Below are 24,500 nucleotides of genomic sequence, written 5' to 3' on the forward strand. Positions count from 1 at the left end.
CAGAGCGACGCCTCCCCCCGGGTGCGGACCCGGCATCCGCCGAGGCATGCGCCGAGGCATAGCGCGACATACGCGGAAATTTCATGATCCTGCCTGTCAGTCGGGGGACGTGGCGGGGATCCAGACCGGGCTGGTTGGCGGTTCCCGGTCCGTGATCTGGGCGGTGAGCGGTGGACAACAGACACGCCGAAGCCAGGCGGGGCATCGACGGTCGTCGGCATGGGCGTGCCGACCGTGGTGCAATGAGAGAGCGCTCTCTCAGAACCACGAGTGTTACGCCGGGGTTGCGTCGCCGTCAAGACAAACTTCTATCGCGACGTGAACAATCCCCTTATGCGGCTTTTGTGGAACGGGCCCGACCTTGACGTCCTGAAAGCGCCCCACTTTAATGACGACATTATTTAAGTCTCGATAGAAACTGGTCGCGGCAACACACCCCCCGTTCGGCTGGGACCAGCACCACCCCACCCCCTGTCGAGCGCGCGACCGTCACACCGCAGCCCCAACCCCTGCGGTCGCCTCGGCACGCCGGTCGGCACCCATCGAAAGGGCAGACACCGTGGCGGGACGACGAAGGCTCGCATTACTGATGGCGGCCGCCCTGCTGACCGGTTCGCTCGCCGCGTGCGGCGAACCCGTGGCGGACGCCAAGACCCTCACGTACTGGGCGAGCAACCAGGGCAGCAGTCTCGAGTTCGACAAGCAGACCCTCGCGCCGGTCCTCGAACGCTTCGAGCAGCAGACCGGCATCCACGTCAAGGTCGAGGTCGTGCCGTGGTCGGACCTGCTCAACCGGCTCCTCGCCGCGGCCACGTCCGGGCGGGGCCCCGACGTGGTCAACATCGGCAACACCTGGTCGGCGTCGCTGCAGGCGACGAACGCGCTGATCTCGTTCGACCCGCAGGCGTTCGACCGCATCGGCGGCAAGGACCGGTTCGTGCCGGCGGCCCTGGCCGCGGCGGGCGCGCCGGGCAAGGCACCGGCGGCGGTGCCGTTGTACTCGCTGTCCTACGCGCTCTACTACAACAAGCAGATGTTCGCCGACGCCGGCATCAGCAAGCCCCCGGCGACGTGGGAGGAGCTCGTCGAGGTGGGCAAGAAGCTCACCAACGGCAAGCAGTGGGGCCTGGCGATCGAGGGCGCCAACCCGTCGGAGAACGCGCACCACGCGTTCACGTTCAGCCAGCAGTACGGCGGCGAGTGGTTCGACGTCAGCGGCAAGCCCACGTTCGACACGGATCAGAACGTCGCGGCGATCAAGCGGTACATCGACCTGATGGCCGTGGACAAGATCGTCAACCCGAGCAACGCCGAGTACGCGAAGAACGAGTCGCTGTCCGACTTCGCCAACCGCAAGGCGGCGATGCTGCTGTGGCAGGCGGCCGGTTCGGCGTTCCAGGCGCAGGGGATGAGCCCGGAGGAGTACGGCATCGCGCAGGTGCCGTTCCCGGCGAACCCACCGGCCGGCGGCAAGAAGGTCAACAGCATGGTCGCCGGGATCAACATCGCGGTCTTCCGGCACAGCAGGAACCTGGAGGGGGCGATGGAGTTCGTGAAGTTCATGACCAGCGACGCCGAGCAGGTCGCCCTCAACAAGGTGTACGGCTCGCTGCCGTCGGTGAAGGCGGCCCTGGCGGACCCGGCGTTCGCCGCGCCGGAGCAGAAGGTCCTCGCCGAGGTGCTCAACTCGACGGCGTCGCCGCTGCCGCAGGTCACCACGGAGAGCCAGTTCGAGACCCTGGTGGGCGCCGTGATGAAGGAACAGTTCGCGAACGCCGCGAACGGCAAACCGATCACCGCCGCCGCGATCCGGGCGAAACTGAAGGCCGTCGAGCAACGGATGAAGGGATGACCCGCCCGATGGGGGCGCGGGGGTCCGCGGCGGTGCCCGTCCGCCGGCCCATGCACGCCGCACCCGACGTGCGCCAGCACCACGCCCGCGCGGTGGGCGCCCCACCGAAGCAGCGCAGCCAGCGCCAGCGGCGCCGCCGCCGGATCCGGTCGAAGTACCTGCCGTACCTGCTGGTCGCCCCGGCCGTGGTCCTGGAGATCGGCATCCACGTGGTGCCGATGCTGGTCGGCGTGTGGATGAGCCTGCTGGAACTGACCCAGTTCCACATCCAGGACTGGTCCACGGCACCGTTCGTCGGGATCGACAACTACGCCGCGACCGTCAACTTCCACAGCGAGACCGGCAAGGCGCTGCTGAAGTCGTTCGGCATCACCGTGCTGTACACGTCGCTGTCGGTGTTCCTGTCGTGGCTGTTCGGGCTGTCCGCGGCGGTGTTCATGCAGCGGCCGTTCAAGGGCCGGGCGCTGCTGCGCACCCTGTTCCTGACCCCGTACGCGCTGCCCGTCTACGCGGCCGTCATCACCTGGGGTTTCCTGTTCCAGCGCGACACCGGCCTGATCAACCACGTGCTGGTCGACCAGCTCGGGCTCGTCGACGGCGAGCGGCCGTTCTGGCTCATCGGCGAGAACAGCTTCTGGGCGCTGCTGATCGTGTCGGTGTGGCGGACCTGGCCGTTCGCGCTGCTGTGCATCACCGCCGGACTGCAGAACGTGTCGACGGAGATGTACGAGGCCGCCGCGATCGACGGCGCCGGCTTCTGGCGGCGGCTGAGCTCGGTGACGCTGCCGTCGCTGCGCCCGGTCAACCAGGTGCTGCTGCTGGTGCTGTTCCTGTGGACGTTCAACGACTTCAACACCCCGTACGTGCTGTTCGGCGGGTCCGCGCCACCGGAGGCGGACCTGATCTCGATCCACATCTACAACAGCTCGTTCAGCACCTGGGACTTCGGCATGGGCTCGGCGATGTCCGTGGTCCTGCTGCTGTTCCTGCTGCTGGTCACCGCGGTGTACCTGATGATCACGAACCGCAGGAGGATCCATGCGTGAGGGCCGGGGCGAGCGGATCGCCCGCTGGATCGTGCTGAGCCTCCTGGCGCTGTTCGTGCTGACGCCGCTGTTCGTGATGGTGAGCTCGGCGTTGAAGCCGCTGCAGGACGTCCAGGACGACTTCACCTGGCTGCCCTCGACGCTGACGTTCCAGGCGTTCGTCGACATGTGGAGCACCGTCCCGCTCGGCAACTACCTGCTCAACAGCGTGATCGTGTCGACGGTCGCGGCGGTGTTCTCGGTGTCGATCGCGGTCTTCGCGGCGTTCGCGATCAGCCGGTACCGGTTCCGCGGCCGGGGCGTGTTCTCGGTCGCGGTGCTGTCGACGCAGATGTTCCCCGGCATCCTGTTCCTGCTGCCGCTGTTCCTGATCTACGTGAACCTGGGCACGGCGACCGGGATCGAGCTGTACCAGACCCGGCTCGGCCTGGTCATCACGTACCTGACGTTCTCGTTGCCGTTCTCGATCTGGATGCTGGTCGGCTACTTCGACTCGATCCCGCGGGGGCTGGACGAGGCCGCGCAGGTCGACGGCGCCGGGTCGATGCGCACGCTGTTCACCGTCATCCTGCCCACGGCCGTGCCGGGGATCGTCGCGGTCACCGTGTACGCGTTCATGACCGCGTGGGGCGAGGTGCTGTTCGCCTCGATCATGACGGACCAGGACAGCCGCACCCTCGCCGTCGGCCTGCAGGCCTACTCGACGCAGTTCCAGGTGTACTGGAACCAGGTGATGGCCGCGTCCCTGGTCGTCAGCATCCCGGTCGTGGCCGGCTTCCTGGCGTTGCAACGGTATTTCGTGGCCGGTCTGACCGCCGGCGCCGTCAAGTAGCGCCGGGCAACACTGCCGAAACCCGTCCTCATCGCAGCTTCACAGAGGAGAACCGCCCCGTGCTGGATCTGTCCGACCTCCCATCGAACTTCATCTGGGGCTCCGCCACGGCGGCGTACCAGATCGAAGGCGCCGTCACGGAAGACGGCCGTGGACCGTCCATCTGGGACACGTTCAGCCACGCGCCCGGCAACGTCGACAACGGCGACACCGGCGACGTGGCCTGCGACCACTACCACCGCTGGCCGGAGGACATCGCGCTGATGCGCCGGCTGAACCTGGAGGCGTACCGGTTCTCGGTGGCGTGGCCGCGGATCCTCCCGGCGGGGACCGGCGCGGTGAACGGGGCGGGTCTCGACTTCTACGACCGGCTCGTCGACGGTCTCCTGGAGGCGGGCATCCGGCCGTTCGCGACGCTGTACCACTGGGACCTGCCGCAGGCGTTGCAGGACGCCGGCGGCTGGCCCCGGCGGGAGACGGCCGAGGCGTTCGCGGACTACGCGGCGATCGTCGCGGGCCGGCTCGGGGACCGGGTCGCGGACTGGAACACGGTCAACGAGCCGCTGTGCGTGTGCTGGATCGGCCACCTCGAGGGCCGGATGGCGCCGGGCGAGCGGGACCTGACCCGGGCCGTGCACGCGTCGCATCACGTGCTGCTCGGCCACGGCCTGGTCAACCAGGCGATCCGGGCGTCGGCGCAGCTGCCGCCGGCGGTCGGGATCGTGCTGAACCTGAGCCCGACGGAGCCGGGTTCCGACCGGCCCGAGGACGTGGCCGCGGCGCGGCGCGCGGACGGGCACATCAACCGCTGGTGGCTGGACCCGCTGCACGGGCTCGGCTACCCGGCGGACCTGCTGGACACCTACCAGGTGGACCTGCCGGTCCGCGACGGCGACCTGGACCTGATCGCGGCGCCGACGGAGTTCCTCGGGATCAACTACTACTTCCGGCAGGTCATCGTCGACGACCCGGCGAGCCGGGCGCCGTTCATCCGGCAGATCCCGGTGCCGGGGTCGATCGAGACGGCGATGCCGTGGGAGGTCCACGCCAAGGGCCTGGAGGACATCCTGGTCCGGGTCGCGGAGACCTACCGGCCGCGCAGCATCCTGATCACGGAGAACGGCTCGGCCTGGGCCGACACCGTCGAGCCCAGCGGTGAGGTGCAGGACAAGGAGCGCGTCGACTACCTGGAGCAGCACCTGGAGGCGGTCCGCAACGCGGTCGTGCGGGGCGCGCCGGTCGACGGCTACTTCGCCTGGTCCCTGCTGGACAACTTCGAGTGGGGCTACGGCTACGACAAGCGGTTCGGTCTGGTCCGGGTCGACTACGACACGCAGAAGCGCACGATCAAGGCGAGCGGGCACCGGTACGCGGAGCTGATCAGAGCCCATCGCGCCGCCCATCCGGTTTCTCACGATTCGGTGATCTAGGGTCGATGTGGGGTGCTGCCGGGTAAGGGGACCGGGAGCACCACCGGACCTGCCACCGAGGAGACGTGATCATGAGCTCTGACACCGCGAGCTGGGACCCGGCACCGGACGAGGAGGGCCAGCTCTCCGTCGAGGACACCCTGTCGGACCGCGGCCTGGCCGATGCCCTGGACGAGGGGTACTCACCGCCGGAGAAACCCCTGGGACTCAACACGTTCGGCGTCACCCAGGCCGAGGCGCAGCGGGGCGAGTCCTGGGACCAGCGCATCGCGCAGGAGGAGCCGGACCCGACGGCCCGGCCCGATCTGGACGACTACGGCACCACGACCGAGTCCGGGGAGTTCTTCGACGCCGGCGAGGTCGGCGACCGGCGGGCCGGCCGCCTCGTCGCCCCGGACGAGGGCTGGGGCGAGGACGAGGAGAAGGACGAGATCGGCTCCGACGTCGGCATCGACGGCGGCGCCGCGTCGGCCGAGGAGGCCGCCATGCACATCATCGACGTCGAGCGCTGAGGCACCTGGACACGCCGGGCACGCCGGGCGGTGGCCGCCTGATAACCGAGAGCGACCACCGCCACCCCCGCCGCCCACGCGACATACCATCCAGTGAGGGCGAGCAGCCCGACTACGCACAGCAATGCCACCATCGCGGTCCGCCGCGACCAGGTGCCGGCCGGTAGGAGCTTCACGGCCGCGGCCGTGCCGAGGACGTAGACGACGACGAACGACGCGGTCGTGGCCAGCATCAGCGGCCTCGTGCCGACCCCCAGCGGCCCGGCGGCGACGACGGTCGCGCCGGCGAGCCCGGCCGCCACGGCCAGGGACCGGCGGGGCACCTCGCCGGCTCCGGCGCCCCTGGCGAACCAGGCGGGCAGGGCCCCGTCGCGGCCCAGCGCCGCGCCCAGCTTGGCGGCCCCGGCGAAGTAGGCGTTGACGGCGCCGGCAGTGAGCAGCAGCGCGACCACCGCGGTGAGGACCTTCACGTCGCGGCCGAGGCCGATGGTGAGCAGCTCGGCGAGGGGCGCCTCGACGGCGCCGGCCCGGGGGCCGAGGACGAGCTGGCTGGTGGTGGCGACGAGCAGGTAGAGCACGCCGACGACGGCGACCGCGATCCAGGTGGCGCGGGGCACGTCGCGGCGGGGGTCGCGGTAGTCGGCGGCGAGCGAGGTGAGGGCCTCCCAGCCGGCGAACCCCCAGACCAGCACGGCGACGGCGGGGCCGACCGCGAGCCAGCCGTGCGGGGCGAAGGGCCGCAGGTTGGCGAGGTCCGCGTGCGGCAGCGCGGTGCCGACGGCGAGCAGCAACAGTCCGGCCAGGACGGCGGCGAGGACGAGCTGCGCCTTGCCGGAGACCTTCACGCCGCCGAAGTTCAGCCCGGCGACGACGACGATGAGGGCGCCGGCGGTGAGCAGCGTGGTGCGGTGGCCGCCGCCGAAGGCCGCCGTGACGTAGGCGGCGCCGAAGCTCGCCGCGGGCAGGAAACCGACGGGCACCGCGACGTAGAAGATCCAGCCGACGACGGCGGCGGCGCGCGGGCCGAACGCGGCGCCGACATACGTGGAGACCCCGCCGGCGTCGGGATACCTGGCGCCGAGGGCGGCGAAGGTGGCCGCGAGGGGCGCGGACAGCACGACGAGGGCGAGCCACGCGACGAGCGAGGCGGGGCCCGCGATCTGGGCGCCGAGGGCCGGCAGGGCGATCACGCCGGTGCCGAGGACGGCACCGACGGACAGGGCGGCGCCTTGCTTGACGGTGAGCATACGATGACGCTAAACCCGGGCTTGGCCCGGTTGAAGTGCCAATTGATCACGGGTTGCATTGGGCCAAGTTGGAACTGCACATCAGCCTCGAAGGCCGCGGTGACCAGGCCGCCCGCATCTACCGGCAGGTCCGTGACGCGATCCTCGACGGGCGGCTGCGGGCCGGGGACCGGGTGCCGCCGAGCCGGGACCTCGCCCGGCAGCTGGCGGTGTCGCGCAACACGGTCGCGGCCGCCTACGACCGGCTCGTCGGCGACGGGTTCCTGGAGGGCCGGGCGGGCGCGGGCACGTTCGTGGCGATGCCGGCACCGGGCGGGTCGCGGCGGGCGCCGGTCGGGGCGCTGCGACCGTCACCGCGCTGGGCGGTGCTCGCCGGTGAGCTCGCCGCCGACCTCTCCGCCCGGCCGCCGACCAGGAAGGCCCGCTACGACCTGCGGGCCGGGCACCCCGACGGCGGCCTGTTCCCCCTCGCGACCTGGCGGCGGCTGCTCACGCGGTCGTTGCGCGCCGACGCCGAGTACGCCGACCCGGCGGGCCTGGAGCGGCTGCGCGCGGCGATCGCGCGGGCCGTGGGGCTGTCCCGGTCCGTGCGGGCGGCCGCGGCGGACGTGATCGTCACCAACGGCGCGCAGCAGGGCCTGGACCTCGTCGGCCGGGTGCTGATCGAGCCGGGGTCGGTGGTCGCCGTCGAGGAGCCCGGCTACCCGCCGGCGCGGCTCGCCTTCACCGCACTCGGCGCCCGCGTGGTCCCGGTCCCGGTCGACGGCGACGGCCTGGTCGTGGACGCGCTGCCCCGCTCGGCCCGGCTGGTGTACGTGACGCCGTCGCACCAGTACCCCCTCGGCGTTCCCATGTCACTGACCCGCCGCGCGGCGCTGCTCGGGTGGGCGGAGCGGCACGGCGCGGCGATCGTCGAGGACGACTACGACAGCGAGTTCCGCTTCTCCGACCGGCCCCTGGAGCCGCTGCAGAGCCTGGACCGGGCGGGCAGGGTCGTCTACGTCGGTTCGTTCGCCAAGACACTGCTGCCCGCGCTGCGGCTCGGGTTCCTGGTGCCGCCGGCGTCGCTGCGGCCGGCGCTGGTCGCGGCGAAGCGTCTCGCCGACTGGCACGTCGAGCCGGCCGCGCAGGCGGCCCTGGCCGACTTCATCGACGAGGGACTCCTGCGGCGGCACGTGCGGACGGTGACGCGGGTGTACGCGGCCCGCCACGAACTGGTGACCACCGCCGCACGGGGTCCCCTCGCCGACCGGTTCACGCCGGTGCCGTCCTCGGCCGGGCTGCACGTGACGCTGCTCGCCGCCGCCCACGTCGACGTGCCGCGGACCCTCGCCCGGCTGCGGGACGCGGACGTCGCCGTGGAAGGGCTCGCCGGCTTCTACACCGCCGCCGCGCCGGCGGACGGCCTCGTCATCGGGTACGGCATGATCACCGCCGGGGATCTGCCGGCCGCCCTGGACCTGCTGGACCGCGCCTCCCGCCCGTTGGGGTGACAGCGCGGCCCGCGCCGCCCGCTACGGTGTACGGATGCTCGTGCGCCGCGTCGCCGCCCTCACCGCGCTCGCGGTCGGTCTCGCCGGTGGGGTCACCGCCTGCGGCGGGAAGGCCAAACCGCAGGCCCGGCCGCCGGCCGCCACGACGTCACCGGCGTCGGCGGCCCCGTCGGAGTCCGCGCCCGCCTCACCCGCCGCTCCTGTGACGACCCCGCCGGCCGCCCCGGCCGCCGCCGGCATCCCGACGATCACGTATACGAAGGGCGCCGCGGGGTTCCCCGCCGACCCGGACCAGTCCTCGACGGTGCCGCTGACCGAGGGGCTGCACCCGACGGCGAAGCTCGCCGCCTACGACGCGCCCGGCGGCACCGCCCGCGCCTACCTGACCCCCGACATCAGCGGCGTGCAGCTGGTGATGCCGATCGTGGCGAAGCAGGCCGGCTGGGTCGCGGTGCTGCTGCCGACGATCAACCGCAGCGTCGGCTGGCTCCCCGCCGGCAACTGGACCACCGTGCCGCTGCGCGACCAGGTCATCGTGCGCCGCGGCGCGTTCACGCTCACCTGGGTCCGCGACGGCGTCGCGCAGCAGACGTGGACCGTGACCGTCGGCGCGGCGGCGACCCAGACCCCGCTGGGGCGCACGTTCGTCCTGGGCCGCTCGCGCCTGTCCAGCCAGGTCTACGCCGGGCTCGACGTCCTCGCGCTCGGCGCCGTCCCGGACGACAAGGGCGCCGTCGCCGACGGCCTCGAAGACGCGCACACCGGCATCCACGCCTGGTACCGCAACGAGTTCGGCTTCCGCAAGTCCAACGGTTGCGTCCGGATGCCCCCGGCGGCCCAGAAGGTCCTCCTCGACTCGGTCGCCAGCGGCACCAGCGTCGTCGTCCTGCCCTGATCGTCGGTCGGGAATCATCCCCTTCACTGGCGCTTCACCGCCGACGGTTTACCGTTGGGAGGGTGATCCGTACAGTGGCACTGATTGGTATCGACGGCGCCGGCAAGTCCACCCAGGCGCGGTGGCTCGCCGACTGGCTCGACGCGAGCGGCGTGCCCGCCCGCTACCACCGCAACGCCGCCGGACGGGTCTTCTTCGGCCGGCTGGCGCAGCGACTCGGCCGGCGCGACGCCGAGCACCTGCTCGGGGTGCGGCTGTTCCTGCTGGTGGAGACGCTGCTGCGGGGGCTCGTCATCACCCGCGCGCTGCTCCTGTCGCGGCTGACCGGCACCGTGGCCGTCATGGACCGCTACACCTACTGCCAGTACACCAGCATCACCGTCCGCGGCGGGCGCCCCCGGCTCGCACGGCTGCTGTTCCGGCTGCTGCCGCAGCCCGAGCTGGTCCTCTACCTGGCGGTGCCGCCCCTGGTGGCGCAGGCCCGGGTCGACGCGCGGGGCAAGGACCACGAGGACCTGGACTACCTGACGGCGTGCGACGCGGCGTACCGGGGACTGCCGGAGGCCGGCCGGTTCACCGTCGTCGACGCGGGCACGGACCCGTCGGCGGTGCAGACCCAGCTGCGCGAGGCGGTGCAGCGCGACCTGCTGCCGGACTCGGCGCGCCGCCACCCGTCCCGCGCCGCGCAGCACCTGCTCCCGATCGGGTGACCTGGTCGCCGGTCGGGGACGCGACCGGCCGGACGCCGGTTAGCGTCGATGTCTCGGGTCACGCGGGCAGCTGAGGTTCGCGACCGGGGTTGGCGAAAGGAACGCGCGTGTTCTCCACCGGCGACGATCCCGCGGCACGGCTGCGACACGAGCTGCACACCCCGCTGACGTCGATCCTCGCGTACACCCGGCTGCTGCGCGACGACCTGGCCGGCGCTCCCGCGGCCGACGCGCTGACCGAGGGCGTCGCGTGCCTCGACGCGATCGACCGCAACGCGGTGCGGCTGCAGCGCTACGTCGACGGGGTCGTCCTCCCGCTCGCCGCCACCGACCCCACCGATGCCGCCGGCGCCGGTGACGGGCCGCACCGGCAGGGCGCGACGGATCTGGTCGCGGTGCTCCGCGACGCCGTCGACCTGGCCCGCCGGGTCGCGGTCGCGGGTGCGGTGAGCATCCACGCGGACGCGCCGGCGACGGTGCCGGTCGCCGTCGACGACCTCGTCTGCCGGCACCTCGTCGGGCAGCTCGTGCTGTGGCTGGCGACGGCCGCGCCGAGCCGCGCGCACATCGAGATCGCGTTGCGGGCCGACCCGGTCCCGGCGATCGACGCGAGGATCGTCGGGCACGGTGAGCTGACCGCGCCGCAGCCCCGGCCGAGCGACCCGCAGAAACCCGCGGACCTACGGGTGGCGAGCGCCGTGGCGAGCCTGTGCGGCGGCGAGGTCCGCCTCGACGAGACGTCGTTCCGCCTCACCCTGCCGGCGAGCGTCCTGGCCACGGCGAGCCGCCGCTCCCCGTGACCGCTGTGGTCACCGGTTCCCCGTGACCGCTGTGGTCACCGGTTCTCAGAGCTCGACGAGGCCGTCGAGCTCGCCGATGGCGCGGCGGACGGCCGGGGCGTGCGCGGTGAGCAGGCGCGCCTCGTGGCGGTGCGCCTCGGCGACCGCGTGGGCGAGGCCGAGGCTGCCGTTGAGCCGGGACGCCAGCCGCCCCAGGCCGACCGCGTCGGCACCGCCGAGCGGCGCGACCGTGACCGTGCCGAGCAGCGCGTCGAGGCGGGCGAGCTCCTCGGCATAGGCGAGCTCGCTGCGGGTCTCGGCGAGCGCCACCGCCGGGACGACGACGGTGCCGCCGTCGGCGAGGACGGTGCTGACGAGCTCGTCGACGCCGGTGTCGCCCTGGGTGTAGGCGAGCACCGCCGACGCGTCGAGCACCAGGCGGGTCGGCTCGGGCCGGTCGTTCATGACCAGCCCATGAGTTCGCGGACCTGCTCACGGGACTCGGTGCGGGCCTCGGCGGTGACGTGCGCGCCGGCGTCGTCGAGCCGTTTGCGGGCCCGGGCGCGGCGCTCCTCGTCGGATGCGGGAGCCGGCTCGGGGTCGATCTCGGTCATGGCGTGACCGTACCGCGTCACATCGACCGACGCGGTCCCCCGAAGCGCCGGGTTCAGCGACTGTGGGAGCGGAACGCGACCGGGTCGAACCGTCCGTGCAGCAGCGGCGCGAGCCAGTGCGGCGCCTCCCGCCGGAACAGCGCCGGGGCGAGCGCGCCGGCCCCTTCGGGCACGGCCCCGACCAGGTCACCGGCGAGGTCGTGCAGGTTCGTGCGGTGCACCAGCTCGGGCTCGGCCGGCCACGAGCCGAGGACGACGGCGGCCGGGACGTCCCGGTGGGCGAGGGCCTGCAGCGTCAGCGCCGTGTGGTTGAGCGTGCCGAGACCGGGCCGGGCGACGACGATGACGGTCGCGCCGAGCGCGGCGGCGAGGTCCAGGACCGTCCATCCGCCCTCCCCCATCGGCACGAGCAGGCCGCCGGCGCCCTCGATGAGGGTGATGTCGTGGTCCTCGACGATCGTGCGCAGGGCGAGCTGCGCCATGACCGCGGTCAGCGGGTCCTCCCCCGCGACCCGCGCCGCGGCGAGCGGCGCCAGAGGGTCGGGGAAGCTGGCCAGGGTCCGCACGGTGACGGGCTCCGCGAGGCGCAGGACGGTCGCGGCGTCGGGCTCGTCGCCGTCGGCGGTGCCGGTCTGCGCGGGCTTGACCACCGCGACGCGGCGCCCGGCGGCGGTCGCGGCGGCGGCGACGGCGGCGGTGACGATGGTCTTGCCGACGCCGGTGTCGGTGCCGGTGACGATGACGGCGCCGGAGATCGGCTCGGTCGCCGCGGGGGTCGCGGCCTCCTCGAGGAGCGCCTCGGACCGCAGCGCCTCGGCGAGGAGCGCCTCGGCGGGCAGGACGTCACGGGGCTCGGCGGGTCGCGGGTCGCTCACGGCTGCCTCTCAGTGCCTTTCCGGGTCATTGCCGTGTCTACGGCCCGCTCGGGCCGGTCCTCACGGGCGTTCCTTGACCACGATGTCGAGCGCGTGCTCGAACGCCGCCGGTGGCACGCCGACGTTGACGGTGAGCCGGAGGCGCGACCGACCGTCCGGTGTGGACGGTGGGCGGAAGCAGCCTACCGCGACGCCCCGGTCCCGGCAGGCGGCCGCCCACGCGAAGGCCTCGTCGGCGCTGGGCGCCGCGACGGAGATGACCCCGCCGTCGGGGTCGGAGACCTCGAGGCCCTCGGCGCGCAGCCGGGCGACGGCGAGGGCGGCCCTGGCGGCCAGCTCGGCCCGCCGGTCGTCGCCGGCGGCGAGCAGGTCGAGGGCGGCGAGGGCACCGGCGGCGACGACCGGCGGCAGGGCGGTGTCGTAGATGAACGTGCGGCCGGTGTCCACGAGGTGCCGGCGCAGCTGCCGCGGGCCGGCGACGACACCGCCGGCCGCGCCCAGGGACTTCGACAGGGTCGCGGTGACGATCACGTCGGGCCGCCCGGCCAGGCCGGCGGCGGCGACCCCACCGGCGCCGCCGGGCCCGATGACGCCGAGGGCGTGGGCGTCGTCGACGAGCAGCAGCGCGCCGCCGGGGTGCGCCCGGCAGGCGGCGTGCAGCTCGGCGAGGGGGGCCAGGTCACCGTCGACGGAGAACACGCTCTCGGTGACGACGACGGCGGGCCGGTCCGGCTGGGCGGCGAGCAGCGCCCGGACCGCGCCGGGGTCGGCGTGCGGCGCGACGACGGTGCCGGCGCCCTCCCTGGCGGCGCGGCCGGCGCAGGCGAGCCGGCAGCCGTCGACGATCGAGGCGTGGTTGTGCGCGTCGGACACGACGAGCGTGCCGGGGCGCACCAGGGCCCGGATCGCGCCGAGGTTGGCGAGGTAGCCGGAGGAGTACACGAGCGCGGTCTGCGCGCCGAGCAGCCGGGCCAGCCCGTCCTCGAGGGCCTGGTGCACACCCGTCGAGCCCCGCACGAGCCGCGACCCGGTCGCACCGAGCCCGTAGTCCGCGAGGGCCCGCGCCGCGGCGGCGAGGACCTCGGGGTGCCGGGACAGGCCGAGGTAGTCGTTGCCGGCGAGGTCGATCACGTCGTCACCGGCGTCGCGGGGGCGCAGCTCCCGGCGCAGCCCGGCGGCCTGCCGCGCGGCGGCCTCACCGTCCAGTGTGGACAGCCACGATCCGTCTTCCATCGCCACATCCTCGCACCGCCGTTGTGGAACTCCTACCATGTCGATTGTCTGATGTGCACAATTTCACCGTCTCCCCGCCCGGCCCTAACGTTTTGTAAGGTACGAGCATGCTTGCTGCTGCCAAGGCCGTCATCGACACCGGCGTCGGGCTCGACCTCGACGGTGTCCTCGCGGTGCTGCGCTGCTCCGACGAGGAGCTGCCCGAATATCTCGCGATCGCGCACGAGGTGCGGATGACGTGGTGCGGCCCGGAGGTCGAGGTCGAGGGCATCGTCTCGCTCAAGACCGGCGGCTGTCCCGAGGACTGCCACTTCTGCTCGCAGTCCGGCCTGTTCACGTCCCCGGTGCGGGCGGTCTGGCTCGACATCCCGTCGCTGGTCGAGGCGGCGAAGCAGACCGCCGCGACCGGAGCCACCGAGTTCTGCATCGTCGCGGCGGTGCGCGGCCCCGACGAGCGGCTCATGTCGCAGCTCGCCGACGGGGTCGCGGCGATCCGCGAGGCGGTCGACATCAACATCGCCGCGTCGCTGGGCATGCTGACCCAGGATCAGGTGGACCGGCTGTCGGCCCTGGACATCCACCGCTACAACCACAACCTGGAGACCGCCCGGTCGCACTTCCCGCAGGTCGTCACCACCCACACGTGGGAGGAGCGGTGGGACACGCTGCGCATGGTCCGCGACGCCGGCATGGAGGTCTGCTGCGGCGGCATCCTCGGCCTCGGTGAGACCGTCGAGCAGCGGGCCGAGTTCGCGATCCAGCTGCAGGAGCTCGACCCGCACGAGGTCCCGCTCAACTTCCTCAACCCGCGCCCCGGCACCCCGCTGAGCGACCAGCCGGTGCTCGACCCGAAGGACGCGCTGCGGGCCGTCGCCGCGTTCCGCCTGGCCCTGCCGCGCACCCTGCTGCGCTACGCCGGCGGCCGCGAGATCACCCTCGGCGACCTCGGCACCCGCGACGGCCTCCTCGGCGGCGTCAACGCGGTGATCGTCGGCAACTACCTCACGACCCTGGGCCGCTCCCCCGACCAGGACCTGGCCCTGCTCGACGAGCTGCGCATGCCGGTCAAGGCGCTCTCGGCGACGCTGTGAACGCCCCGAACGGCACGGACACCACTGTCTGGTGCGACCGCTGCGGCGAGCCCCTGACCGGGGCGGCGCCATCCGGCACGGCGCCGCACGAGGCGTGCGCGGCGGCGCGGGAGCTCGAGCCGCCGCGGTTCTGCCCGCGGTGCCGCCGCCGGATGAAGGTCCAGGTCCTGCCGAAGGGCTGGTCCGCCACCTGCGTCGAGCACGGCACCACCGGCCCCGCCTGATCCCGTCCCCTGATCCGGTGGACCTCGTGCAGCCCTGAGTGCGCAAGGTCCACCGGATCATGAGCGATTCGTCAGGAGGACGTCGGGCCGGCCCATTCGGCGGCCGCGGCGGCCGCCCGGTCGAGGGTGCGCGGGTTGGCCCGGCCGAGCGCGGCGCCCATCGCACGGCTGGTGAGGCCGCCCCGGGGTTGCAGGACTGCGGACGCCTTGCGGCTCTGCTGCAGGACCCGGGTCGCCCTGGGGCGGCGCAGGCGGCTGTACTCGTCCAGGGCGGGCCCCAGCGGTCCCCGCACGTTGGCGAGCACCGCCTGCAGGGTCGCGACGTCCTCCAGGGCCAGGCAGGCGCCCTGAGCGAGGTGGTGCGGCATGGCGTGGGCGGCGTCGCCGATCAGGGCGTAGCCGCCGGTGCCGGCCCGCACGCCGAAGGTCTCCGGCAGCGGGGCCAGCTCGCCGATCGGATCCTGGACCAGGTCGTCGGGTTCGGTCGCGGCGAGCAGCTGCGGGATCGGGGCGTGCCAGCCGGCGAACCAGCGGCGCAGCAGCGCCAGCTGGCCCGCGGGAGGTTCGGGGCGCAGGGCGCCGGGGACGGTCGCGACCCAGGAGATGCCGCCGCGGGTCGAGCCGCCGGACGAGCCGCGCTCGCCGAGGGAGGCGAACGTGAAGCGGTGGCCGCCGTCGAGGGTCTCGCCGTGCGGCGGGAGGCCCGGTGGCAGGTCGGGGATGCGATACCACGGGATGACGGCCCGCCACGCGGCGAAGCCGCCGCTGGTGAAGCTGGTCGCCGGCGCGAGCCGGCGGCGGATCGCGCTCTGCACGCCGTCGGCGGCGACGATGAGGTCCGCCTCGAACGTGGTGCGGCCGTCGCCGACGGCGGGGCGTTCGCGGCGCACCCGGGCGGGCTGCACCTCGATGGCGTTGCGGATGTCGACCTGGTCGCTCAGGCCGGCGATGAACGCGTCGTGCAGGTCCTCGCGGTGCACCACCACCGGCGGCGACTCGACGTCCCCGCCGTCGAGTGCGCCGGTGCCGGCCCCGGCGACGGGACGGACCAGCCACTGCCCGTCGGGGCGGCGGATGCCGACCGGCGGGACGGGCGTGGCGATGCCGTCCAGACCGCCGGCGAGCCCGAGGCCACGCAGCGCCCGGACCCCGTTGGGCCACAGGACGAGCGCGCCGCGGCCCGGGCGGAGCCGGTCGTCACGTTCCAGGAGGGTGACCTGCCAGCCGGTCCGGGCGAGCGCGCCGGCCGCGGCGATCCCGCCGATGCCGGCGCCCACCACGACAGCGGTGCGCATCCGCTCGCTACCTCAGCCCTTGTTCAGCGACGGGCTCGACGAACCGCTGGACGCGTCCTCGGACGGTGCCTCACCGTCCTCGGCCGGGACGTTCTCCGGGGAAGGCTCGTCGTCGGCCACCGGCTCCTCGACCGCCGACTCGTCGGCCGCCGCCGGGGCATCGTCAGCGGCGTCGTCAGCGGCGTCGCCGCCCACCGCCGGCTGCTCCCCGTCGGTGACGACGGTGATGCGGCCGTTCTCGTCATACGTGACCCGCTCCTGCGGGCCGCGCACGAGCACGAAGTAGGCCAGGGCCGCGGCGAAGACCACCAGCGCGGTCCAGTTGTTGAGCCGCATACCCAGGAAGTGGTGAGCCTCGTCGATGCGCAGCGCCTCGATCCAGAACCGGCCCACGCAGTACAGCGCGACGTACAGCGCGAACGCCCGGCCGCGGCCGAGGGTCCAGCGCTTGTCCACGTACCAGACGGCGGCGGCGACACCGATGCACCACAGGAACTCGTACAGGAACGTGGGGTGGAAGGTCCCGAGCTCGAGCGCCTTGCCGTTGGCCATCTGGGCGTGGCCGGCGCTGGCGTCCCAGTTGTAGACCTTCAGGCCCCACGGCAGGTCGGTCGGCTTGCCGTAGAGCTCGTTGTTGAACCAGTTGCCCCAGCGGCCCAGTGCCTGCGCGACGGGCAGGCCGACGGCCAGGGTGTCGGCGGCCATCGCGAAGGGCAGGTTGAGCCGGCGGCAGGCGATGTACGCGCCGACGGCGCCGCCCGCGATGCCGCCCCAGATGCCGAGGCCGCCCTCCCAGATCTTGAACGCCTTGATCAGGTCGCCGCCCTCACCGAAATACGCCTCGGGCGAGGTGATCACGTGATAGATCCGGGCACCGATGATGCCGGCGGGAACCGCCCACACCGCGATGTCGAGGATCACCCACGGCGGCGCGCCGCGCTGGCGCAGCCGCCGGTCGGCGATGAAGCACGCGGCGACGATGCCGAGCACGATGCACAGCGCATAGGCGCGCAACGGCACCGGTCCCAGGTCCCACACGCCCTGCGTGGGGCTGGGGATCACAGCAAGGGGGGTAAGGGCAGCATCCACGGGTGCACACGCTACCGCCGATCGGCTGAAACGCGATGCTCCGGGTTCGCCCAATTCGCCACCCGTCGACGCGCGGACATACCCTCCTACCGGCGAAGATCACCACCAGCGAAGCTATCGCAACGGTCCGCTATGGCGCCTAGAGTGCGAATATGAGCTACGAAGTCACGTCTGCCGTTGCCGCGATCATCGAGGATGCCTCCGGCCGCGTGCTGCTGTGCCAGCAGGCGGGCGGCCACCAGCTGTGGGGTCTGCCCGGCGGCCGGGTCCGCGCCGCGGAGAGCCCGGTGCACGCCGCGGTCCGCGACATCTTCGAGGAGACCGGCCTGGAGGCCGAGATCGTGGAGCTCGTCGGCATGTACGAGGTGACCGGCGACGGCTGCGGCGAGGCGGTCCCCGACCTGTTCGTGCACGTGTTCCGCGGCCGCCTGGGCGGCCGGCTGGAGGGTGGCGGGCCGGCGTTGAACGCGCCCGGCCGGATCAGCCGCCTGGCATGGCACGACCCGGCGTCGTTGCCGGAGCCGCTGACCGCCACCACCCGCACCGCCATCGCCGACGCCGGCGCCGGCCGCACCGGGGTGATCCGCAAAATCACCCGGGACGACCTGCGTGAGGCGCGGCAGGAGGCCCCGCAGGAGGTCGCGGTCGCGTGAAAATACGGTCGCGGCCGGATGATCTACTGGTCGCGTGGCCTATTACGCGCTCGGCGACTCCATCTCGATCGACGACTATGCCGGTGGCCCGGGCCTGGGCGCCGCCTCGCTGCTCGCCGACGACCTCGGCATCGACCTGACCATGCTCGCCCGTGACGGTGCGACCAGCGACGACGTCGTGCGCCACCAGCTGGACCGGGTCGAGGGCCGGCCCGCCCTGATCACGCTGACCATGGGCGGCAACGACCTGCTCACGACGCTGTTCGCGCCCGCGAAGGTCGGGCTGCCACCGGATCTGGACGCGGCGCACCGCACCGTGGCGCAGGTGGCCACCAACTACGCGATCGCCCTGCCGGCCCTCACCGCGACCGGCGCCCGGGTCGTCCTTCCACCGTGTACGACCCGACCGACGGCACCGGCGACCTGTCCTGGGTGGGGCTGCCCGCCTGGGAGGGCGGCCTGGAGGTCCTGGCGGCGCTCAACACCGCGATCCGCGACGCGGCCGCCCGGCACGGGGCCGCGGTCGCCGACCTGCACGCCGCGTTCCTCGGCCACGGCGCCAAGGCCGGCGACGTGACCGGCGCCGAGCCCCGGCCGGACAACCGGGACCTGTGGCTGTGCGGGCACATCGAACCCAACGCGTGGGGCGCCGAAGCCGTCCGCGACACCTGGCGGGCCGCCCTGCGCGGCTGACCGCCCACCCACAGCGGCCAGCGCCACCACCAAGCGGCCGGCCGCCACAAGCAGCGGCCAGCACCACCACCAAGCGACCCAGCGCCACCACCGAGCGGCCAGCGCCACCACCGAGCGGCCGGCCGCCACAAGCAGCGGCCGGCGCCACCCACAGGCGTCAGCGTCGTGGAAACACCGGGTCGGGGACGCCGACCCGGTCACCGTCGCCGAGCTGGGCGGCGAGCCGCGCCGCACCCGCCGGCAGGAACGGCCCCAGCTCCCGCACCACCGACCGGCACGCCGCCACCAGCTCGGCCAGGACCCGGTCGAGCTCCGCGCCCGCGCCCGCGTCACCCGCCGCCTCCCGCTTCGCCAGGTCCCACGGCCGGGTCGCCTCGACGAGGCGGTTACCGGCCGCGACGGCGGCCCAGATCGCCTCGGTCGCCGCGCGCGGGTCGAACACCGCCAGGGCCCGGTCGACCGCCGCGGGCAGCGCCGGGTCCGCGCCGGCGAGGTAGGGCACCGCGCCGCCCCGGTACCGCTGCACCAGGCCGATCGTGCGGTTCACGAGGTTGCCGAGACCGTTGGCGAGGTCCTGGTGGTACCGCTGCAGCAGCCGCTCCTCGGTGAAGTCCGTGTCTCCCAGCGGCGCCACCTCCCGCAGCAGCCACCAGCGCAGCGCGTCGGCGCCGTAGCGGCCGGCGAGGTCCGCCGGGTCGACCGCGTTGCCGGCGCTCTTGGACAGCTTGGCACCGTCGATGGTCAGGTACTCGTGCACGAAGATCGCGGTCGGCAACGGCAGGCCCGCGGACAGCAGCAGCGCCAGCCAGTACACGGCGTGGAAGCGCACGATCCCCTTGCCGATCACGTGCACCCGCGAGGCGCTGTCCTGCCACCACTCGCGATGCGGCGAGCCGTCGAGCGCGCCCAGCGCGGTCACGTAGTTGGCCAGGGCGTCCCACCAGACGTAGATGACCTGCGACGGGTCGCCGGGCACCGGGATGCCCCACCCGCCGGCGCGGGCCGCGGGCCGGGAGACGCTGATGTCCTGCAGCCCGGCCCGGACGAACGCGAGGACCTCGTTGCGCTTCGCGGCCGGTTCGACCCGCACCTCCTCGGAGGTGAGGGCCTTCAGGATGCGCTCGGTGTACCCCGACAGCCGGAAGAACCAGTTGGACTCGGTGATCACTTCGAGCGGGGCGTCGTGCTCGGCGCACTGCTCGGAGGGTTCGTAGAACTGCTCACAGCCCTGGCAGTACCGGCCCTGGTAGTCACGGCGGTAGAAGTCGCCGCGCTCGGCGGTGCGCCGCCACAGCTCCTCGACGCCGCGGGCGTGCCGCGGGTCCTCGGAGGTGCGGATGAAGTCGTCGAACGACAGGTCGAGCACGCCGCGCAGGGCGGCGAACCGGTCCGCGTTGGCGGCGACGAAGCGGGCCACGTCGACGCCCGCCGCGGCGGCCGCGGTGACGTTCTTCAACGCGTTCTCGTCGGTGCCGGTGAGGAACCGGACGGGTTCCCCGCGCAGCCTGCGGTGCCGGGCGAGGACGTCGGCCTGGACGAGCTCCAGGGCGTGGCCGAGGTGCGGGGCGGCGTTGACATACGGGATGGCGGTGGTGACGTAGAAGCTCATGACGGATCTCCGGTCTGCGGACCCCGAAGGGACGGACCTGATCCGGCTCGCCCCAGAACGCGGGGGCGAGTGGTGAGCGGACTAGCGCACGCCGACGGACCCCATGACGGGGCGCATCATTCGGCGGGCGTACATGCGACTAGCGTACCCCGACCGCGATGAGCTTCTCGAGGGCCGCGAAGTACACGTGGTCGCCGCTCAGCAGCAGCGGCTCGGCGCCGTGCAGGGCGTCGAACGCGAGGTCGTGCCGGGCCAGGACGGTCCCGTCGGCGGCGTCGAGCGCGAGCAGCTCGACCCGGTGCTCGGGGGCGCCGTCGCGCAGCAGGAAGTGGTAGACGACGTCGTACACCACGCCGCCGCCGTTGACCGGGGACCAGTAGGACGTGGCGACCTCCGCGCCGGCGATGCCCCAGTCGCGGGTCCAGCGGACCGCGCCGTCGCCGACCGCGAACCCGGCGGCGTGCCCGTGGGCGTCGAAGACCATGAGGGTCTGCCCGTCGGTGGTCGCCGACCGCGGATCGAGCAGGGTGCCGGTGTCGCACCAGCGCCGGGCGCCGTCGGCGACGGTGTGGGCGCAGACCCCGCCGGTGCCGGTGGTGTAGGCGATGCCGCCGGCCGCGATCAGCCACGGCCCGCTCACGTCCTGCCGCCACACCCGGGTGCCGGTGCGCAGGTCGAAAGCGGCCAGCCCCGCAGTGGACCCCGTGCCGCTGGTGCCGCCGGTCTCGAACGTCTGCAGGGCGAGGCCGGCGTCGGCGACCGGCGGGTGCAGGCCCGCCTCGCCGTCCAGGGGCGCGGTCCACGCCGTGGTGCCGTCGGCGAGCCGCAACGCGGTCAGGGTGGCGCCGGCGGCGCGCAGCACCAGGTCTCCCGCGACGGTGTAACCGCCGGACACCTCGTCGGGCAGCGCCGTCTCCCACACCGTTTCGCCGCGGCCGGTGTACGCGTTGAGGTGCCGCTCGAGGAGGCTCCCCGTCGCCGGGTCGAACGTCTGCGACTCGACCAGCAGGCCGCCCGGTCCGGTCCCGGACGGCCCGGTGGCGAGCTGGCCGAACACGCGGCCGGGGACGTCGACGACGGCACCGAGGTCGGCGCCGGTGACCGCGTCGTAGCGGCGGATCTGGCCGGTCGGGCCGCCGGAGGACCGCAGCAGCGTCCCGTCGGCGACGACGGCACCGCCGACCTGTTCCTCGGGCCGGGCGGCGGGGGCGGTCCACACGGTGCCGAGCCGGCCCGCCGCGGCGACCCCCAGGTCGCGGGTGACCGGCTGGAACCCGGCGCGGCCGGGCCCGTTGCCGTCCTGCCGCCAGCCGGCGTCGACCACGGCCGGCGCCGGCGTCCCCGGTCGCTGCGCGGCCGGTAGGGCCAGGGCAACGCCGGCAGGCGCCGAGGCGAGCAGGAGCGCTACAGGTACCAAACGGAAAAATCGCCGCACGCCGGGCTCAACGACGGGGGTCGGGCCCGGTGACTGCCAGGAGCTGCCTAGCGGCGGCGGACGCCCTCGGCGAGGTCGGCGCTGAGCGCGGCGATCGCGGCGACACCTTCGGCGGGCGTCGCGGCGTCCTGCAGGCAGCGCACCAGGGCACTGCCGACGATGACCCCGTCGGCGAACGCGCCGACCTCCGCGGCCTGGTCGCCGTTGGAGACGCCGAGCCCGACCGCGACCGGCACGTGCTGGTCCGCCGCCTTCGAAGCGGCTCTGATCCGCTCGACGAGGGCCGGCGCGGCGGTGCTGGTGCTGCTGCGGGCGCCGGTGACGCCCATGACGCTGGTCGCGTAGACGAAGCCGCGGCACCGGCCGGCGGTCATCGCGATCCGGGCGTCGGTCGAGGACGGCGACACCAGGAACACCCGGTCGAGGTCGTGCGCGTCGGAGGCCTCCAGCCACGGTCCGGACTCGTCGGGGATCAGGTCGGGCGTGATCAGCCCGGCGCCACCCGCGGCGGCGAGGTCGGCGGAGAACCGCTCGACCCCGTAGCGCTCGACCAGGTTCCAGTACGTCATGACGAGGATCGGAGCCCCCGCGGCGGCGACCGCCTCGACGGTGCGCAGGCCGTCGGCGACCCGGAAGCCGCCCGCCAGGGCCGCCTCGGTGGCGCGCTGGATGACCGGGCCGTCCATGACCGGGTCGGAGTACGGCAGGCCGACCTCGACGATGTCCACCCCGTTGTCGATCATCGCCTTGATCGCGTCGATCGCGCCGGGCACGGTCGGGAACCCGGCCGGCAGGTAGCCGATCAGCGCGCTGCGACCCTCCGCGCGGGCCTTCTCGAACGCGACCGAAACACTCACTGTGCTCACACCCCGAAGAAGTCGCGCGCGGTGTCCATGTCCTTGTCGCCGCGGCCGGACAGGCAGATCACCACGACCGGCTCGCGGCCGAGGTCGGCGGCCAGCTTCGGGATGACCCGCAGCGCGCCGGCGACCGCGTGGGCGCTCTCGATCGCGGGGATGATCCCCTCGACCCGGCACAGCAGCTTGAACGCGGCCATCGCCTCGGCGTCGGTGACCGGCTCGTAGCTCGCGCGGCCGGTGTCGTGCAGGTAGGCGTGCTCCGGCCCGACGGCCGGGTAGTCCAGGCCCGCGGAGATCGAGTGCGACTCGATGGTCTGGCCGTCCTCGTCCTGCAGCAGATACGTGCGGGCGCCGTGCAGCACGCCCGTGGAGCCGCCGGTGATGCTGGCCGCGTGCCGGCCGGTCTCGACGCCGTCGCCGCCGGCCTCGAAGCCATACAGGGCGACGCTCTCGTCGGGGACGAACGCGTGGAACGCCCCGATGGCGTTGGAGCCGCCGCCGACGCACGCGGCGACCGCGTCCGGCAGCCGGCCGGTCTGCTCCAGGATCTGCCGGCGCGCCTCGACGCTGATCCCGCTGACGAAGTCGCGGACCATCGCCGGGAACGGGTGCGGGCCTGCGGCCGTGCCGAGCAGGTAGTGGGTCGTGTCGACGTTGGTGACCCAGTCGCGCAGCGCCTCGTTGATCGCGTCCTTGAGCGTCTTGGAGCCGGTCGTGACGGGCACGACGGTGGCGCCGAGCATCCGCATGCGGGCGACGTTGAGCGCCTGCCGACGGGTGTCCTCCTCGCCCATGTAGACGACGCATTCGAGGTCGAGCAGGGCGCAGGCGGTGGCGCTGGCGACGCCGTGCTGGCCGGCGCCGGTCTCGGCGATGACCCGCGGCTTGCCCATCCGCTTGGTCAGCAGCGCCTGGCCGAGCACGTTGCGGACCTTGTGCGCGCCGGTGTGGTTGAGGTCCTCACGCTTGAGGAACACCCGGGCGCCGGCGTGCGCGGAGAGCCGGTCGGCCCGGTACAGCGGCGACGGCGTGTTGGCGTAGTCGCGCAGCAGCCGGCCGAACTCGGCCTGGAACGCCTCGTCGGCCTGCGCGTGCCGGTACGCCGCGTCGAGGCCGTCCAGGGCCGCGATCAGCGCCTCCGGGACGAACCGGCCCCCGAAGGTGCCGAAGTGCCCCGACTGGTCCGGCAGCAGCCCGGCGGCGGACAGGAACGCGTTCACCGTGCCGGCCTCGGCGTCGCCGGGTGGCTACCGGCGGTGACGAGCTCGGCGACCGCGTCGCGCGGGCTCTTGTGGGTGACCAGGCCCTCACCGACCAGGACCGCGTCGGCCCCGGCGGAGGCATACCGGATCAGGTCGTGCGGCCCGCGCACACCCGACTCGGCGATCTTCACCACGTCGTTGGGCAGCCCCGGCGCGATCCGCTCGAACACGGTCCGGTCCACCTCGAGGGTCCGCAGGTTGCGCGCGTTGATCCCGATCACCCGGGCGCCGGCTTCGAGGGCGCGGTCGGTCTCCTCCTCGTCGTGCACCTCGACCAGGGCCGTCATGCCCAGGCTCTCGATGCGGTCGAGGAGCCCCGACAGGGTGTTCTGGTCCAGCGCGGCCACGATCAGCAGGACGAGGTCGGCGCCGAACGCCCTGGCCTCGTGCACCTGATAGGAGGACACGATGAAGTCCTTGCGCAGCAGCGGCACGTCGACGGCGGCGCGCACGGCGGCGAAGTCGTCAAGGCTGCCGCCGAACCAGCGGCCCTCGGTCAGCACGCTGACCGCCCGGGCGCCGCCCGCGGCGTATTCCTTGGCCAGCTCCGCCGGATCGGGGATCTCGGCGAGCTGTCCCTTCGACGGCGACGCGCGCTTCACCTCGGCGATCACCCCCACTCCGGGGGCCCTCAGCTTCGCGTAGGCATCCAGTGGCGGTGACGCCTGCGCCGCTGCTTGCTTGATCTCGTCCAGGGGCACCTGTGCCTCGCGGATGGCCAAGTCTTCGCGCACGCCGGCGAGGATCTCGTCGAGCACACGGCCAGATTCC

24 protein-coding genes and 2 pseudogenes are annotated in these 24,500 nt (G+C 73.5%); 14 read left to right on the plus strand and 12 right to left on the minus strand.

All coding sequences use genetic code 11. From position 1 onward, the window contains the following. The first annotated feature begins 589 nt into the window (after nt 1–589). The 5 genes from Dsi01nite_RS46135 to Dsi01nite_RS46155 all read left to right on the plus strand — a co-directional run bounded on the left by Dsi01nite_RS46135 (nt 590) and on the right by Dsi01nite_RS46155 (nt 5,672). Nucleotides 590–1,852 (plus strand): ABC transporter substrate-binding protein, encoded by a 1,263-nt coding sequence (locus Dsi01nite_RS46135; protein ID WP_203852813.1) that lies wholly within the window; start codon nt 590–592, stop codon nt 1,850–1,852. Further along, nucleotides 1,849–2,898, plus strand: coding sequence for a carbohydrate ABC transporter permease (locus Dsi01nite_RS46140; protein WP_239136734.1), 1,050 nt, complete (start codon nt 1,849–1,851; stop codon nt 2,896–2,898). The genes Dsi01nite_RS46135 and Dsi01nite_RS46140 overlap by 4 nt, the downstream gene beginning before the upstream one ends. Beyond that, nucleotides 2,891–3,730 (plus strand): carbohydrate ABC transporter permease, encoded by an 840-nt coding sequence (locus Dsi01nite_RS46145; protein ID WP_203852814.1) that lies wholly within the window; start codon nt 2,891–2,893, stop codon nt 3,728–3,730. Before Dsi01nite_RS46140 ends, Dsi01nite_RS46145 begins: the two co-directional genes overlap by 8 nt. A gap of 59 nt (nt 3,731–3,789) precedes the next feature. Then, nucleotides 3,790–5,160, plus strand: a complete 1,371-nt coding sequence (locus Dsi01nite_RS46150; protein ID WP_203852815.1) for a GH1 family beta-glucosidase — start codon at nt 3,790–3,792, stop codon at nt 5,158–5,160. A 71-nt stretch (nt 5,161–5,231) separates the two neighbouring features. Further along, nucleotides 5,232–5,672 (plus strand): DUF5709 domain-containing protein, encoded by a 441-nt coding sequence (locus tag Dsi01nite_RS46155; protein ID WP_203852816.1) that lies wholly within the window; start codon nt 5,232–5,234, stop codon nt 5,670–5,672. A gap of 41 nt (nt 5,673–5,713) precedes the next feature. On the opposite strand, the pseudogene Dsi01nite_RS46160 reads toward Dsi01nite_RS46155, so the two are convergent. Further along, a pseudogene (locus tag Dsi01nite_RS46160) lies at nt 5,714–6,919 on the minus strand (amino acid permease); the annotation flags it as partial. 68 nt (nt 6,920–6,987) lie between these two features. On the opposite strand from Dsi01nite_RS46160, the gene pdxR reads away from it, so the two are divergent. From pdxR to Dsi01nite_RS46180, 4 genes are all read left to right on the plus strand, one after another. Then, a complete protein-coding gene (gene pdxR, locus Dsi01nite_RS46165) occupies nt 6,988–8,412 on the plus strand; it encodes a MocR-like pyridoxine biosynthesis transcription factor PdxR (RefSeq protein ID WP_203852817.1) in 1,425 nt (474 codons plus the stop codon). A gap of 34 nt (nt 8,413–8,446) precedes the next feature. Continuing rightward, complete coding sequence (locus Dsi01nite_RS46170) at nt 8,447–9,307, plus strand: L,D-transpeptidase (RefSeq protein WP_203852818.1); 861 nt, start codon at nt 8,447–8,449, stop codon at nt 9,305–9,307. A 74-nt stretch (nt 9,308–9,381) separates the two neighbouring features. Further along, entirely contained in the window at nt 9,382–10,017 is a 636-nt protein-coding gene (locus tag Dsi01nite_RS46175) for a dTMP kinase (RefSeq protein ID WP_203852819.1), read from the plus strand. Between the two features lie 107 nt (nt 10,018–10,124). Then, the gene (locus Dsi01nite_RS46180) at nt 10,125–10,817 is read left to right on the plus strand and encodes a histidine kinase dimerization/phospho-acceptor domain-containing protein (protein WP_203852820.1); all 693 of its coding nucleotides are present in this window, start codon (nt 10,125–10,127) and stop codon (nt 10,815–10,817) included. A 45-nt stretch (nt 10,818–10,862) separates the two neighbouring features. Here the strand turns inward: Dsi01nite_RS46180 and Dsi01nite_RS46185 are convergent, their stop codons facing one another. The 4 genes from Dsi01nite_RS46185 to Dsi01nite_RS46200 all read right to left on the minus strand — a co-directional run bounded on the left by Dsi01nite_RS46185 (nt 10,863) and on the right by Dsi01nite_RS46200 (nt 13,518). Beyond that, nucleotides 10,863–11,261, minus strand: coding sequence for a PIN domain-containing protein (locus tag Dsi01nite_RS46185; protein WP_203852821.1), 399 nt, complete (start codon nt 11,259–11,261; stop codon nt 10,863–10,865). Beyond that, nucleotides 11,258–11,410 carry a hypothetical protein gene (locus Dsi01nite_RS46190; protein WP_203852822.1) on the minus strand — a complete coding sequence of 51 codons (153 nt, stop codon included), beginning with the start codon at nt 11,408–11,410 and terminating at the stop codon, nt 11,258–11,260. The genes Dsi01nite_RS46185 and Dsi01nite_RS46190 overlap by 4 nt, the downstream gene beginning before the upstream one ends. 53 nt (nt 11,411–11,463) lie before the next feature. Beyond that, nucleotides 11,464–12,165, minus strand: coding sequence for a dethiobiotin synthase (gene bioD / locus Dsi01nite_RS46195; protein WP_203852868.1), 702 nt, complete (start codon nt 12,163–12,165; stop codon nt 11,464–11,466). Nucleotides 12,166–12,345: 180 nt separating this feature from the next. Further along, nucleotides 12,346–13,518 (minus strand): aminotransferase class I/II-fold pyridoxal phosphate-dependent enzyme, encoded by a 1,173-nt coding sequence (locus tag Dsi01nite_RS46200; RefSeq protein ID WP_203852823.1) that lies wholly within the window; start codon nt 13,516–13,518, stop codon nt 12,346–12,348. Between the two features lie 107 nt (nt 13,519–13,625). Here Dsi01nite_RS46200 and bioB point away from each other — a divergent pair, with 107 nt between their 5' ends. Both bioB and bsaP read left to right on the plus strand, forming a co-directional pair. Then, a complete protein-coding gene (bioB, locus tag Dsi01nite_RS46205) occupies nt 13,626–14,609 on the plus strand; it encodes a biotin synthase BioB (RefSeq protein ID WP_203852824.1) in 984 nt (327 codons plus the stop codon). After that, entirely contained in the window at nt 14,606–14,833 is a 228-nt protein-coding gene (gene bsaP, locus Dsi01nite_RS46210; RefSeq protein ID WP_203852875.1) for a biotin synthase auxiliary protein BsaP, read from the plus strand. Before bioB ends, bsaP begins: the two co-directional genes overlap by 4 nt. A 71-nt stretch (nt 14,834–14,904) precedes the next feature. On the opposite strand, the gene Dsi01nite_RS46215 is transcribed toward bsaP, so the two are convergent. Continuing rightward, nucleotides 14,905–16,128 (minus strand): FAD-dependent oxidoreductase, encoded by a 1,224-nt coding sequence (locus Dsi01nite_RS46215; protein WP_203852825.1) that lies wholly within the window; start codon nt 16,126–16,128, stop codon nt 14,905–14,907. A gap of 12 nt (nt 16,129–16,140) precedes the next feature. Further along, a complete protein-coding gene (gene lgt / locus Dsi01nite_RS46220) occupies nt 16,141–17,190 on the minus strand; it encodes a prolipoprotein diacylglyceryl transferase (protein ID WP_373318941.1) in 1,050 nt (349 codons plus the stop codon). A gap of 179 nt (nt 17,191–17,369) precedes the next feature. Between lgt and Dsi01nite_RS46225 the strand changes: the two genes are divergently transcribed. From Dsi01nite_RS46225 to Dsi01nite_RS57885, 3 genes and pseudogenes are all read left to right on the plus strand, one after another. Beyond that, nucleotides 17,370–17,870 (plus strand): NUDIX hydrolase, encoded by a 501-nt coding sequence (locus Dsi01nite_RS46225; RefSeq protein ID WP_203852826.1) that lies wholly within the window; start codon nt 17,370–17,372, stop codon nt 17,868–17,870. A gap of 34 nt (nt 17,871–17,904) precedes the next feature. Continuing rightward, nucleotides 17,905–18,228: pseudogene (locus Dsi01nite_RS59030) on the plus strand (GDSL-type esterase/lipase family protein); the annotation flags it as partial. Nucleotides 18,229–18,263: 35 nt separating this feature from the next. After that, on the plus strand, nt 18,264–18,563 hold the full coding sequence (locus Dsi01nite_RS57885) for a hypothetical protein (RefSeq protein WP_239136738.1): 300 nt from the start codon (nt 18,264–18,266) through the stop codon (nt 18,561–18,563). 157 nt (nt 18,564–18,720) lie between these two features. Here the strand turns inward: Dsi01nite_RS57885 and metG are convergent, their stop codons facing one another. The 5 genes from metG to trpC form a co-directional block, all read right to left on the minus strand. Further along, a complete protein-coding gene (gene metG / locus Dsi01nite_RS46235) occupies nt 18,721–20,172 on the minus strand; it encodes a methionine--tRNA ligase (RefSeq protein ID WP_203852828.1) in 1,452 nt (483 codons plus the stop codon). Nucleotides 20,173–20,311: 139 nt separating this feature from the next. Beyond that, nucleotides 20,312–21,607, minus strand: coding sequence for an outer membrane protein assembly factor BamB family protein (locus tag Dsi01nite_RS46240; RefSeq protein WP_203852829.1), 1,296 nt, complete (start codon nt 21,605–21,607; stop codon nt 20,312–20,314). A 47-nt stretch (nt 21,608–21,654) separates the two neighbouring features. After that, nucleotides 21,655–22,464 carry a tryptophan synthase subunit alpha gene (trpA, locus tag Dsi01nite_RS46245; protein WP_203852830.1) on the minus strand — a complete coding sequence of 270 codons (810 nt, stop codon included), beginning with the start codon at nt 22,462–22,464 and terminating at the stop codon, nt 21,655–21,657. A 5-nt stretch (nt 22,465–22,469) separates the two neighbouring features. Beyond that, nucleotides 22,470–23,687: a tryptophan synthase subunit beta gene (gene trpB, locus Dsi01nite_RS46250; protein ID WP_373318942.1), complete on the minus strand. Its 1,218-nt coding sequence runs from the start codon at nt 23,685–23,687 to the stop codon at nt 22,470–22,472. Continuing rightward, entirely contained in the window at nt 23,684–24,487 is an 804-nt protein-coding gene (gene trpC / locus Dsi01nite_RS46255) for an indole-3-glycerol phosphate synthase TrpC (protein ID WP_203852870.1), read from the minus strand. The genes trpB and trpC overlap by 4 nt, the downstream gene beginning before the upstream one ends. Nucleotides 24,488–24,500 lie beyond the last annotated feature (13 nt).

Source organism: Dactylosporangium siamense (assembly GCF_016862795.1).
Lineage (GTDB): Bacteria > Actinomycetota > Actinomycetes > Mycobacteriales > Micromonosporaceae > Dactylosporangium > Dactylosporangium siamense.